12 protein-coding genes and 1 pseudogene are annotated in these 13,426 nt (G+C 36.1%); 8 read left to right on the top strand and 5 right to left on the bottom strand.

Features of this window, described 5'->3' with window-relative positions:
• Positions 1-21 precede the first annotated feature (21 nt).
• Together AC012T_RS09785 and AC012T_RS09780 are read right to left on the bottom strand one after the other, a co-directional pair.
• Positions 22-2,376 (bottom strand): WD40 repeat domain-containing protein, encoded by a 2,355-nt coding sequence (locus AC012T_RS09785; RefSeq protein ID WP_487065249.1) that lies wholly within the window; start codon positions 2,374-2,376, stop codon positions 22-24.
• A 523-nt stretch (positions 2,377-2,899) separates the two neighbouring features.
• Entirely contained in the window at positions 2,900-3,289 is a 390-nt protein-coding gene (locus tag AC012T_RS09780; RefSeq protein WP_487065247.1) for a hypothetical protein, read from the bottom strand.
• A 430-nt stretch (positions 3,290-3,719) separates the two neighbouring features.
• Here AC012T_RS09780 and AC012T_RS09775 point away from each other — a divergent pair.
• The 7 genes and pseudogenes from AC012T_RS09775 to AC012T_RS09745 form a co-directional block, all read left to right on the top strand.
• Positions 3,720-4,187, top strand: a pseudogene (locus AC012T_RS09775) (photosynthetic reaction center family protein); the annotation flags it as partial.
• A 175-nt stretch (positions 4,188-4,362) separates the two neighbouring features.
• Positions 4,363-4,932, top strand: a complete 570-nt coding sequence (locus AC012T_RS09770) for a hypothetical protein (RefSeq protein WP_487065245.1) — start codon at positions 4,363-4,365, stop codon at positions 4,930-4,932.
• 388 nt (positions 4,933-5,320) lie between these two features.
• On the top strand, positions 5,321-6,703 hold the full coding sequence (locus tag AC012T_RS09765; protein ID WP_487065243.1) for a sensor histidine kinase: 1,383 nt from the start codon (positions 5,321-5,323) through the stop codon (positions 6,701-6,703).
• A gap of 7 nt (positions 6,704-6,710) precedes the next feature.
• On the top strand, positions 6,711-7,379 hold the full coding sequence (locus tag AC012T_RS09760; RefSeq protein ID WP_487065241.1) for a response regulator transcription factor: 669 nt from the start codon (positions 6,711-6,713) through the stop codon (positions 7,377-7,379).
• Positions 7,380-7,632: 253 nt separating this feature from the next.
• Positions 7,633-7,857 carry a type II toxin-antitoxin system Phd/YefM family antitoxin gene (locus AC012T_RS09755; RefSeq protein WP_487065239.1) on the top strand — a complete coding sequence of 75 codons (225 nt, stop codon included), beginning with the start codon at positions 7,633-7,635 and terminating at the stop codon, positions 7,855-7,857.
• Between the two features lie 217 nt (positions 7,858-8,074).
• Positions 8,075-8,458 carry a type II toxin-antitoxin system VapC family toxin gene (locus tag AC012T_RS09750; RefSeq protein ID WP_487065237.1) on the top strand — a complete coding sequence of 128 codons (384 nt, stop codon included), beginning with the start codon at positions 8,075-8,077 and terminating at the stop codon, positions 8,456-8,458.
• A 118-nt stretch (positions 8,459-8,576) separates the two neighbouring features.
• Positions 8,577-8,891 carry a hypothetical protein gene (locus AC012T_RS09745; protein WP_487065235.1) on the top strand — a complete coding sequence of 105 codons (315 nt, stop codon included), beginning with the start codon at positions 8,577-8,579 and terminating at the stop codon, positions 8,889-8,891.
• 81 nt (positions 8,892-8,972) lie between these two features.
• Here AC012T_RS09745 and AC012T_RS09740 read toward each other — a convergent pair whose 3' ends face one another.
• Both AC012T_RS09740 and AC012T_RS09735 read right to left on the bottom strand, forming a co-directional pair.
• A complete protein-coding gene (locus AC012T_RS09740) occupies positions 8,973-9,236 on the bottom strand; it encodes a hypothetical protein (RefSeq protein ID WP_487065233.1) in 264 nt (87 codons plus the stop codon).
• A gap of 275 nt (positions 9,237-9,511) precedes the next feature.
• On the bottom strand, positions 9,512-9,934 hold the full coding sequence (locus AC012T_RS09735) for a hypothetical protein (RefSeq protein ID WP_487065231.1): 423 nt from the start codon (positions 9,932-9,934) through the stop codon (positions 9,512-9,514).
• A gap of 356 nt (positions 9,935-10,290) precedes the next feature.
• Here AC012T_RS09735 and AC012T_RS09730 point away from each other — a divergent pair, with 356 nt between their 5' ends.
• Positions 10,291-11,292, top strand: coding sequence for an HNH endonuclease (locus tag AC012T_RS09730; protein WP_487065229.1), 1,002 nt, complete (start codon positions 10,291-10,293; stop codon positions 11,290-11,292).
• A 106-nt stretch (positions 11,293-11,398) separates the two neighbouring features.
• Here the strand turns inward: AC012T_RS09730 and argS are convergent, their stop codons facing one another.
• Complete coding sequence (gene argS, locus AC012T_RS09725; protein ID WP_487065227.1) at positions 11,399-13,156, bottom strand: arginine--tRNA ligase; 1,758 nt, start codon at positions 13,154-13,156, stop codon at positions 11,399-11,401.
• Positions 13,157-13,426 lie beyond the last annotated feature (270 nt).

Here is a 13,426-nt window from a genome sequence, read left to right as displayed (position 1 = left end):
CCTCTGCGGTTAGTTCCATCTTTAACCCAAATCCTTCAACTTCTGAACATCCCTATTTATCACCTGCCAAATTTTAACAGTTTTATCAGCACTCCCACTAGCTAGAAACCTACCATCTGTACTTAACGAAATCGAATTCACCACCCCAGAATGTCCCGTCATAGTTTGCAGAACTTCACCTGTAGAAATACGCCACATCTTAATAGTATTATCAGCACTACCACTAAACAAAAATTCCCCATTTAGACTAACAGCAATAGATTTTACCTGATCTGTATGTCCAGTTAAAGTATTTAGCAATTTACCTGTACTCAAATGCCAAATTTTAATTGTTTTATCAGCACTACCGCTAAATAGAAATTTCCCATCTGCACTAATAAATATTGATGTCACCTCACCTACATGACCAGCAATAGTGCGTAAAGGATCACCTGTGTGGGGATTCCACAATCTAATTTTAGAATCAGAACTACCACTAGCAAGAATTGTCCCATCTGCACTTATAGCAATAGCATCAACAGTTGACGAATGCCATAAAGTGCAAATTCTTTCTCCTTTTTGTAAACTCCAAATTTTGATTTTATGACTACCACTAGCCAGAATTGCACCATCTGGACTAATAGCCACTACATTAACAGGTTTTTGATGTCCTAAAAGAGTATGGATAAGTTTACCAGTTTTTAGATTCCATACCTTAACATTACTTTGTGGATGTTCACAAATACCAACAGCAAGAAAATTGCCATCAGGACTCACAGACACAGAAGAAATAGCACCTGAATTACCTGTAAAAGTGCGAATTAATTTACCAGTTTGCAGATTCCACATATTAATAGTTTTGTCTGCACAGCCACTAACTAAAACTTTGTTATCTGGACTTATAGCCACAGAAGAAACTTTACCAGAATGTCCTGTAAGGGTATATTTAAGAGTGACATTTTCTAAACTGCATTTGACTTTAAGAATCGCTATTTCTTCTAAAAGACTTTCCACATAAACAAGATTTTTGCCATCACCAATTTCAGTAAAATATTCTTTTAATTTGCTGATATAAGTTTCATCTTCTACTCTCAACGCTAATTGCATCGCTTTTAAAGGATGAATTACATCTGTTGTTGATACTTGCCGCATCTCTAACCAACTATCAATAGAGTAATCAACTTGTTCTTGTGACCAATTAGAATTAGGAATATGAGATAAACCTTGAGCTAATTGCAAAGCTAACTCTGGAACCCTAGAATTTCGCTCATTTTTCAAAGCTTGGTAAACTTGTTTATAACTATTAGCAATTAGCTGTAATGATTGTAAATCGACCGCATCATTGAGTAAGCTTGGTAGCAATTTTGGTAATAAGGGATTTACATCATAATTAACTAAATGATAAGCATCTGTCACCCAAGCAGTAACTAAACAGTGACAAGCAATTAAAACCTGGAAAAGATGTTCCCAATCATGATGACCAATGTGATATTCTAAAGATAACTGACTAACATCAATTCCTTGAGATTGCCATTTTTCTAATTTTTCTAAAATTTCCAAGTTGAGGTTTCTTTCTTCACCTAAATTGTTAATTACTTCTAAATCCTCTCCGAGTGCTAAAAGTTGATTTTTAACCTTCTTCCATTCCCAAGCCCGATTTTTAGCAGACTCTTGTAAAATTTGCCGATAAGGTAATCGAGAAATAGTTTTATAGTAATAATTTTCCTGTCCTAATCCCCAATAAGCAATGCGGAAATTCAGATAATCTCCATCTTTTTCAGATTCTAAAATTAAAGTCGGTTGATTTTTTAAACTACTAAACAAAGCCTTAATGCTAGATTCACTATGAAACCGCTTACTATCCCAAGCACCAGCTAAAAACTCAATTGGTCTTTCTGGATGATGCAGAGAATAATTATTATTGATAAACTCACGCAAACCCTCAGCCAATTTTAGTTCAATTTCTTCAGTAAGTTGGGAATTTTGAAAATCAAATTTATCAAACTGGATTTGTGGTGCTGCGAGAAAAACTTTGAGGGGGACACGTTGACAGTTGAGAGAAGAATCTAAAAGTTGGGAAGGATACAACCGCAAAGGCCAGCTATCAAGAATTTTATGAACTTCTGGTAACTTAATAGCTGTTTCTCTCTCTTGATTAGCGATTTTTAATTGTGTTGCGTGATGATAGATAGCTAATTGCTGTTGCTGGGTAAATTCAGTTGCAGTAATATCTATGTGTGTAACATTATCTACAGTTTTAATAAAATCTTGGATTGCTTTAGGAAGTGGAGAAATATTGTTTTTTAAATTACCTTCTGTTTGCTTTTGGATGATATTCACCATCACAGGTGCAAACTCTAATACCAGTTGAATGAGTAGATTTAAACCTGGTTGCATAAGTAATTTCCTAGCTAATAACTTACATTAATAGCACAATAAAAAGTTAGGTAATATTCTTTACCAACCTCTATTATGAACAGGACTTACGCAAGATGTGACCGAAAACCTGATTCTTCCGTAGCGGTAATTCATGAATTACCGCTACTTTCGTTGTGTTATGCGTAAGTCCTAATGAATAGAGAAAATAAATAGACAACAGCTATATTACTATCTTAAGGCATAGTTTTTTTTTATAAAAAGAATAATAATAACAGTTAGGTTGGTTAGAACGTAGAGAAACCCAACACACCCATAATAAAGAATACGATAGATAGCTTGAGTAAAATATAGAAAAACCTAACAAATCTCTAAAAATGTTGGGTTGCGTTCCTTAACCCAACCTACACATCTAGAGAAACCTAATAAATCCCTATTACTCACTTCCCACTACCTGTAGACGTAGAGGTCTTAAATCCTTTCATTTACAAAAAAAATCCTTCATTCCGTGCAATCCTTAAATCCGTTAAATCAGTGATAAAAATTAGAATTTAACTCCTAGCTGTCCATTGAAACCACGTACAGAATTATAACCAGCACCAACAAAAACGTGTTTAGTTGCGTTAGCTTGGACACCACCAGAGAAAGCAAAACCCTTATCTTCTGAATAGTAACCAACTCCAACATAAGGAGAAATTACAGGTAAATTGATGAATTTTAGGATATCTACCCCTGTTGCACCGTCAGCACCAGTTCCCACTTCAACACCTAAACTAAAAGCCTTCGCACCCACAGCATAAGTAACATCACCATCTTTTCCACCCACGGAAACCCAAGGTTGGGGTACAATTTGTGCTGATGCTTGACTGGGGTTCAACAACACAAACAAACCCAGTGATGTGATGAGAGTTTTGATCATAACTACTGGTTTCATTTATTCCTCCTCACTATTTGCCACAATAAATAATCGTGACGTATTTCACCTCAACTAAGTGCCTGAATATTTTCGGTATCGCTATAGAAGAAGTATTGCTAAAAGATGTAGGACTTACTCAAAAAACCTCTCAAACTCTTATTTCTCTGCGTCCTCTGCGGTTTGATTTTCCGTAACTGGTGCGTAAGTCCTAAGATGGTTGAATAGAAGATACATATGCCATATTTTTAGTCATATTCAACATTTCTCAATGATTGGGAGAGCAATTTCTAGTTCTTGAGGGTGCGATCGCAGATTTAACTCCCCATAAAATCAAACTACTACACCCACCAGGGTTTTTCTCCAGTCCGGGGATCAATTTCTGTCCAGGGTAATACGCGGTTCAAGCTTCACACCAACAAGCTTGAAAAGCAAAACTCAATCCTAGCCCTTTGGTGGTGCTTTATTCTCTGCCATGCACGGTTCTCTAGTCACCTCCTCCTTAGTGCGAGAAACCACTGAAACTGAATCCCAAAACCAAGGTTATAAATTCGGACAAGAAGAAGAAACCTATAATATTGTTGCGGCTCACGGTTATTTTGGCAGATTGATCTTCCAATACGCATCTTTTAACAATAGTCGTGCTTTACACTTCTTCTTAAGTGCTTGGCCAGTAATTGGTATCTGGTGTGCAGCCTTAGGTGTATCCTCTTTTGCTTTTAACCTGAATGGTTTTAACTTTCACCATTCCCTTCTTGATTCTCAAGGTACTGTAATTAATACTTGGGCTGATATTTTAAACCGCGCTAACTTGGGAATTGAAACAATGCACGAACGCAACGTTCATAACTTCCCCTTAGATTTAGCGGCTGGGGATATTCAACCTGTAGCTTTAGTTGCTCCTGCTATTCACGGTTAATTGATTCTGAATTCAGTTTTTTCTAATCCTATCAAAAACAGTCCAGGCAACCCAAGTAAAAAAGACTTCGGGTTGCTTTTTCATTGATGAACTTTTTCTCATAAATTATTTAAGTAAATTTCATATAACAGTGTGAGATTGATAACTGTAACCTTTCACAAAAACTTTAACCATAATGCTAAAATCAATTTCTGGTGTTGCTGCAATAACATTGATTGGACTCAGCACTGGTCTAATGTTCTCTAACATTGCGATCGCAGAAGAAATAGCCTGTCAAGGAAGCTTAGGTGCAATCACCGTTGATAATGTGAAAGTACCTCAAGGCAAAACTTGTACACTCAATGGCACAACTGTTAAAGGAAATATTGTTGTCGAACAGAGAGCAACCCTCAAGGCCGTGGGTGCAAAAGTAAATGGCAGTATTCAAGCAGAGGGAGCAAGTCTAGTTGATGTAAATTCTGGTGCTACTGTGGGTGGAAGCATCCAAGTCAAGCAAGGTAGTGCTGCACGCGTGGTGAGTACACGCATTACTGGAGATGTGCAGTTCGAGTCAAACTCAGGAAAAATGGTTGCTAACCAAAACCAGATTGGCGGAAATTTACAAGCCGTTCAAAATACTGGAGGGGTGACGATTCAGAAAAATCGCATCAACGGCAATTTGCAGTGTAAAGAAAATGCTCCTAAGCCGACTGGTGGTGGCAATATCGTCCAAGGTAGTAAAGAGGATCAATGTGCAAAGTTATAAAAATCACATTAATTTTTGATAAGAATACTTTGATAAACTCCACTTTTATTTACTCAGGACTTACGCAAAACAGAACGGAAGTAGGGGTAATTCATGAATTACCCCTACGCAAGAATCAGGTTTTGAGTTTAATCTTGCGTAAGTCCTATTACTAACTCTGTACCAAGGAGCGATTCGCTTCCCTCGCAGTAGGATCACTCCTTGGTAAAATTGATTGATACTACCTTAATTAAACTCCGAAAAGAAAGTTTGACTGAATTTATATATGCATAACTAGATTTAATTCATAACTGTAATTAGTTTTATGTGGAATTATCGAAAAATCATATTTACCTCTATTCGGTCAAGAATTTTCATTTTTTATTTTATTTTATTATCTCTATTTTTAGTGATTACAGTACCATTAATATTCAAATTTGTATTTTCTGCAATTGCTAATCGGGTTACTGAAGATATTAGAGAAGAAGTAGAGATATTTGAAAGACTCCTTCATAATGACAGTCATATTAAATCTAAATTAGCTCTCAGGAATCAAGAAATACAATATCCAAAAGATGCCGGGCAACTCGCTAACTTATTTAACATTTATCTCTCACGACGCATCCCAGAAGATGACACTTATCTCATCGGTGTCTTGAATGAAGATTTTTATCGTTCCAGCCCAGAAGCAATGCCTAAGGAATTGCAACCTGAATCATCATTGATGCAGTCTTGGATAAAACTAAAAACAGTCCATGAGGGGATTAAACTGCAACCTAATACGAGGACTGGCAATATTCTATATATCGTTAAACCAATTCGCTTTCAAGAACAGATTATTGGACGCTTGATTATCGCCCATGCTGTATATGGAGAGCAAGAAGAAGCTTTTGATACCCTAAAAATAGTTTTTTGGGTGATGATAGGTGTCTTTATATTATCTGTTGTTGTTACCTGGTTTATGGCAGGAAAAGTCCTTTCTCCTCTTAGCTCCATCATTTCTACAGCAATTAAAATCACTGAGACAAATCTCAACGAACGAATCGAAGTACAAACAAGTGGAGAATTGGCTGAATTAACAAACTCTTTCAACGCCATGATGAATCGTTTAGAGGCTGCCTTTGTCAGTCAAAGACACTTTATGAATGATGTCGGTCATGAACTGAGAACACCGATCACAATCATTCGAGGGCATTTGGAACTAATTGATCTAGATCAGGCTTGTGGTATTGAACAGGAAACTATTAATTTAGTCATTGACGAGATTGACCGCATGAGTAGGTTGGTAGATGATCTGAGTTTACTAGCAAAGTCTGAGCGTCCAGACTTTTTACTACTAGAAACCATTGATGCTAAATCTTTTTTAGACACACTATCTGTTAAAGTACAAGCTCTAGCCAATCGGAGTTGGCAATTTCAGATCAAGGTGAAAGGAATATTAGTAGGCGATCGCCAGCGACTCACCCAAGCCGTCATGAATTTAGCCCAGAACGCCGTCCAGCACACCCAGGAAAGCGATCGCATTACACTAGGTGCTGCTCTCAATCATGGGGAGTTGAAAATATGGGTTCAGGATACGGGAGAAGGAATAGACCTATCTGAGCAAGAACGAATTTTTGAGCGGTTTGCTCGTGTCAAGAATAGTCATCGTCGTTCAGATGGTTCGGGGCTGGGATTATCAATTGTCCGAGGGATTGTAGAGGCTCACCGTGGCTCGATTCAACTCCAAAGTCAACCAGGAACCGGATCGACTTTTTTGATTGTCATACCCCTTAATCCTCTTCAAGAGTAGAAGATAGATGTCACAAATTCTGATAGCAGAAGATGAACCCCGCATTGCCTCCTTTATTGAAAAAGGTCTCAAGAGTCACGGTTTTATTACCACGGTTGCTACTAATGCCCAAAAGGCAGTGTCATTAGGGCTAAGTGGTATGTTTGAACTTCTTATCCTCGATTTAGGACTACCTGGTAAAGATGGTTTTGAGGTCTTGAAAGAGTTGCGCGGACAAGGTGCAACTTTACCCATCCTGATTTTGACTGCCCGTGATGACCTCCAGGATAAGGTATTTGGTTTAGAAGCTGGTGCAGATGACTACATGACAAAACCCTTTCGATTTGAAGAGTTACTTGCCCGTATTCGAGTTCGTCTCAGAACAGTCAATCAAATCTCTACATCAGAACAATTTACTCTGAATGCTCATAATATTGTTTTAGATTTGAGAACTAGAAAAGTAAAAATAAATAATCAGTGGCTAGAACTACCTTTCCGTGAATTTATCTTAGCGGAAACTTTTTTTCGTCATCCAGGACAGGTTCTAAGCCGCCAGCAACTGCTGGATAGAGTCTGGGGATATGATTACGAGCCTGGGTCTAATATTGTCGATGTCTATGTTGGATATTTGCGAAAAAAATTAGGTAGCAACCTCATCGAAACCGTTCGTGGAGCAGGGTATCGCTTAAATACATGAGAAGATTCTTATAGGATTGCTATAGAGTAATTAATAGCTAACTATTCCACCAATCGATCTACAGTCAAAATTTGATCATCAACAACTAACACAACTCCGGGATTGACTGTTACCGATGCTGGTGAATGGACAGGTTAGCATTAAGTAGGGCTTGCTGATAGCGTAACGTGGCGTAAGCCATAAAAGCTATCTGTAAACACGATTAATAATATTAAAATATAGACAAATCGGCAATCAACTATCAAGGAAATAAATGATGCAACAGATAGACATTACCCAAGTTCAAATTCAACTACCTCAATTATTTCAAATTGCCCTGCAAGGAGAAGAGATCATTATTACCCGTAATAATCTCCCTATCCTCAAAATCACGCAAATATCACCTACTAAAAGACGACAACGGGGCAGTGCCAAAGGACAGATAAAAATTGCTCCCGATTTTGATGCTCCTCTCGAAGAATTTAAGGAGTATATGTAGGGCTTGCTGAAAAAGTCTTTCCGTTAGGGCTAGAAGTCAGGAGTCAGGAGTCAGGAGTCAGGAGGAAGAATTAGAAGGAGATCAGAATATTCTCAAATCTGGGTAAATGAACGGTTTTTGATGATTTCATCGCTTATTTCTTGCACCTTCTTCTACTTTTTTAGCCTGAAACTGTTGATATATATAGGTTTTTGGTTTATTCAGCAAGCCCTATGTAATGAAAATACTCCTAGATACCCATACCTTTTTGTGGTTTATTAACGACAGTCCCGAACTCAGCAACAACGCTGCCGAATTACTAGAATCAGATATTGATTTATTGATTAGTATTGCTAGTCTTTGGGAGATTGCCATTAAGGTTAATCTCAAAAAACTAACTTTACCAGATGACTATGAACAGTTTATCCCTCATCAAATAACTCTAAATAGTATGAAAGTTTTACCCGTGAGTTTTCAACACCTAGCTGTTGTTGCCAAACTACCACTACATCACCGAGATCCTTTTGATAGGCTAATTATTGCTCAGGCAATTGCAGATGATATTCCCATCATTAGTATTGACAACAAATTCGATAATTACGCAGTTGATAGACGATGGTGAAAAACTGACAAATTCAATAAATAATCTAACTATATAATTAGCTTTTACAAATACTAATGAACGGAAAAATCAGCGTTAGTTAAATGTATCATTACACAATTTATTTGAGGTAAACCTGATGTTGCAACTACAAATTAAATCCGATTATCCTGATATTAAAATTGTCCAAAACTTAATTAAAGCAGCTATTGAATCTGAGATTAAGAGCTTACAACGCTCATTAGCAAAAACCAATAACTTATTGATGGAATTTGAAGCAAAATATCAAGTTTCATCCGAGTTTTTTTTCACTAATTGGACAGCAGAAGACCTGGCAGGAGGTGACGAAGAATATGTGAGTTGGTCTGGGGAGATAAAAATCAAAGAAAAATTAACTAATTCTCTGCAAAATTTAGAAGCAATTGAATATGTTACTCAACAATTACCAAGCTAATATTATTTCTGTTATTCAAAAAACTGTAGTAAGCGAATAGAATACTACTATCTGTCAGAATAATAGGAGGATAGTCCTTCATTAATTATGTTTTTGATGACGATTTTGGATATATTCTGCAACGGTTCTTTTACGATTTTCTCGTAATGATAAATCAGGTGAAGCATCCTGTAATAGGTATTCAGGGTGGCTTCCTCGTCTTTGAGCTAAGGTTTGACGAGGTTTTAAGGTTTGCCAATGTTGGTAAATTAGGTTTTTTAGCAGTTCTTCAGAGGTAATATTCTCTTGGGTAATGATTTCTGCTAAGTAGCTTTCTGTTTCTTGATCTAGGTTGATAGATAACATTTTCACTTTGTGCAATAGGTTTATATATCCTAAATTATAGTTTGAAAAAGATGATCACCAATATCTAATATAGGGCTTGCTGAAAAAGTTTTCTAGGATAGCGTGATGTTATCCAACAGATCTGTCGGCAATTTTTTTCTGGTTATCACTTACCCTACGCCAAAACCAGGCTTTACGGATTTTTCATAATCTCTGCTGATAGATGCACTCTTTCATTGGCATTTACGAAAACAAAAACTGCCCGTTTTAGTCGAGAAAATTTCGCTATTTTCCCCCTATAAATTACATACGAATTTTATTAATGCTTCATGGTATCCTGGGGAGGATGGTTTCTGCCAAGGATCTACTTGGCTTATGTAGTTAACCCGTGTATCTGATTGAAAATCTCCTTGTCGTACCGCGCGAAATTTACGAGTTTTGCAATTTGTTTGTACTTGTGTATATCCAGCATCGGGATTAATCAAGTCATATGTTAATATGTTTCCTTTCTTTTTGATTGCATTAACGTTGACAAACGCAGGGCTATCATATTCCTCACTTTGATCACCTTCTAATTTCGTGCCAGGAACTTCTTGCCAAGAAGCATTCTTTATTTCTTCAACTTCAGCTTTTGCTGACATTGGGACAGATAAAAAACTAATGAAGAGAAATGCAGGAATAAAACTAGATGTAGCGATAATTTTAGTAAGTTTCTTCATAATTAAATACCCAACTATTTCTGAATATTGATCGCAGGGAGTTATGATATTTTATTTCCGATACTATTAGTCTGTCAAGAAATAAATAATTGATGTGAATTTGCTAAAAGCTATATAAGTAAGTCGGCACGATAAAACCGATGTATGTTGAGTTTTATAAAAACCGTGAAATGACCTATTGATAAGGCATTGATTGAATTTACATTTTGTTACATAGTTATAAATTTTCCCGCCGACTTACTTAATACAATACAAAGCTTCTCGATTATAGCAACCTGTAAAAATAAATTTGTCAGGCTACTAGAGTAAAGTATAATAAATATTTAATACCCTAGCATTAAGATTATATAAAAATCATGAAGTGCATTATATGTAAAGAGAATAAATCTAATGAAGAATTTAGTGAGGAACATATATTTCCTGATAGTATTGGTGGAAATTTAATACTAAATTGCGTTTGCAAACCATGCAATGATTTTCTTGGACATTCAGTAGATTCATTTCTTGTTAATCATGATTTTGTTGAATTATACCGTCTTCTTTTAAAGATACCTGGAAAATCAGGAAAAATTCCAAATCCGTGGAAGAAAGTGCATCTTATTGATACTAATGAAGAAGTTCAATTTATATTCGATAGCAATGGTAATGCTCAAGGACTAAAAGCATTTCCAAAAATCAATAAAAATTGCATAAATGATAATCAAGTAGAATTAAAAATCCAAGTTGACGTAAAAGATAAAGATAAACTACCATCAATTTTTAATAAAAAACTAAAAAGAGAAGGGTTAAATAAATTAACCGAAAAAGAAATAGAAGTAATTGGAAATAATCAATCAATAATCAGCTATCGACCACAAGTTTATAAAAAATTTTCGATTGATTTATTTCTTTATAAACGCGCAATCATAAAGATTGCATATGAATTATCTTATTATTATCTTGGTTGTACTTACCTCAATGATGAAATGGGGGAATTATTGCGCTTGACTATCAAGGATAAATCTCCAGAAGGAAAGCAATTAACTAAATATTCAATTAATGCTTCTATTGAAATTTCAGGAACAATATTATTTCCTTATTTTAAAAATGAAGATGAACATCATATTGCATTAATAATGCGACATGAAGGTTCTCTAAAGTGTTACATTAGGATTTTTGATGTTTTTCAATGTAGAATTACTATTAGTAATGATGCCAATCTATATCCAAATTTTACAGATAAATTTATAGCAATTAATGCTAAAACAAGAAAATCACGACAATTAGAACTTGAAGAAGAAATGTTAAAGATAGCAAACCAAATATGTAACAATTCTTCTAGTTTTGAATCATCTGTTGATTTTTGGATGAAAGCATAGTTATGGCTTGTCCGTTTCTATTTACCTTCATGGTAGATAAAACCCTTTATTTATAAGGGTTTTACTATTCTACACGAAAATGAAATTTTCTAGCATTATCTCGCTTTTACATCCTTTCTAACACCCTAATTCCCAATAAATCTAATCCGAGTTTCAGCGTTTTTGCAGTCAAATCACATAACATCAACCGCGATGTTCTGATTGGTTCTTCAGATTTCAGCACCGGACAATTTTCATAGAACTTGTTAAACTTATCGCTGAGATTATATAAATAATCACATAAACGATTTGGTAATAAATCTTGTTCAACTTCACTAATCACTTCATCCAGTTGTAATAAGTGTTTTGCTAAAGTTAATTCTGTATCTTCTTTCAGAAGAATTTTGGCATCTGTTCCCAAATTACTAAAGTCAATATTACCTTCTCGACTAATGCCTTGAGTTCTCACATAGGCATATATCATATAAGGTGCTGTATTGCCTTTGAGGGAAAGCATTTTATCATAACTAAAAACATAATTGCTAGTGCGATTTTGGCTTAAGTCTGCATATTTCACCGCACTAATACCAACCACATCAGCAACATTATTAATAAATTCTTCAGTCTCTTCTCTACCTTCTTCTTTTAATCTCGCTTCTAAATCTGCACGAGTGCGAGAAACTGCTTCATCTAATAAATCTCTTAATCTTACGGTATCCCCAGAACGAGTTTTGAATTTCTTCCCGTCATCTCCTAAAACCAAACCAAAGGGAACGTGAACTAATTCCACATCATCAGGTATCCAATTCGCTTTTTTTGCTACTTGCATAAATTGAGCAAAATGGTTTGCTTGTCCTGCATCTGTAACATAAATTATCCGTTTGGCTTGATCTTCTTGAATGCGGTAACGGAGAGATGCTAAATCTGTGGTGGCGTAGTTATAACCACTATCTGATTTTTGGACAATTAATGGTAAAGGTTCACCTTCTCTATTTGTAAAACCATCTAAGAAAACACATTTCGCACCTTGGTTTTCTTCGACTAATCCGGCTTTTTCTAAATCTTCTATAACTGCTGGTAAACATGAGTTATAAAAAGATTCTCCTCTTTCTTCTAATTTGACATTCAGCAAATCATAAATTATTTGAAACTCTTTTCGTGACTGTTCACATAATAATTTCCACGCATGAAGTGTATCTTCTGCACCTGCTTGTAATCTCACAACTTCTTGACGTGCAGTTTCTTGAAAATCTGCATCTGCATCAAACCTTTGTTTAGCTTGACGATAAAAATTAACTAAATCACCAATATCTAAAGCGTCAGCGGTGGTAAGTGCTGCTGGGGAAACTTCCCGCAAATAGGTAATTAACATCCCGAATTGCGTACCCCAATCACCGACATGATTTAACCGCAATACATCATGTCCACGAAATTCTAAAATTCGGGCTATGCAATCACCAATAATTGTTGAACGCAGGTGTCCGACGTGCATTTCTTTAGCAATATTCGGACTGGAAAAATCGACAATTTCTTTTTGGGGATTTTTGGCTTTGGGAACTCCTAAGCGAGAATCTGCTTTAATGGCGTTCAGTTGTCCTTCCAGGTAGGATGTTTGCAGTTTAAGGTTAATAAAACCAGGCCCAGCGATTTCTGGTGGTTCGCAAATATCAGATATATCTAGTTTTTCTACAATAGCAGATGCGATCGCTCTCGGTTGCATTCCCAATTTCTTACTCAGGGATAAAGCCACGTTCGCTTGAAAGTCACCAAATTTAGGATTACTCGCACTCACCAAAATCGGATCTACCCCGGTGTAGTCAGCGCCAAACGCAGCTACCAAAGCCTGTGCTAATTTTAGTTTAAGTTGTTCTTGTGTAGCGTTCATATTTAAATATAATCTCTTTAAAGCCGGGATATTCACAAATGCTTGATTATTCTAGCCTTAAAATATATTTATCTCAGCATTTGTTTTCGTTGAATACCCCCTCCTCCTCATTCCTTTCTTCCCTTCGCGTTCTCTGCGCCTCTGCGGTTGGTTAAAGATTTTTTCCCGCAGAACCTAGACAGATATCACCTGAGTTAGGAGTTAGGAGTTAGGAGTTAGGAGTTAGGAGTTAGGAGTTATGATTTTTCAACGAGAGAATAAGGGTTTGAA

Source organism: Anabaena sp. EIM26, from assembly GCF_057568715.1.
This window is presented reverse-complemented; position numbering and strand designations above follow the sequence as displayed.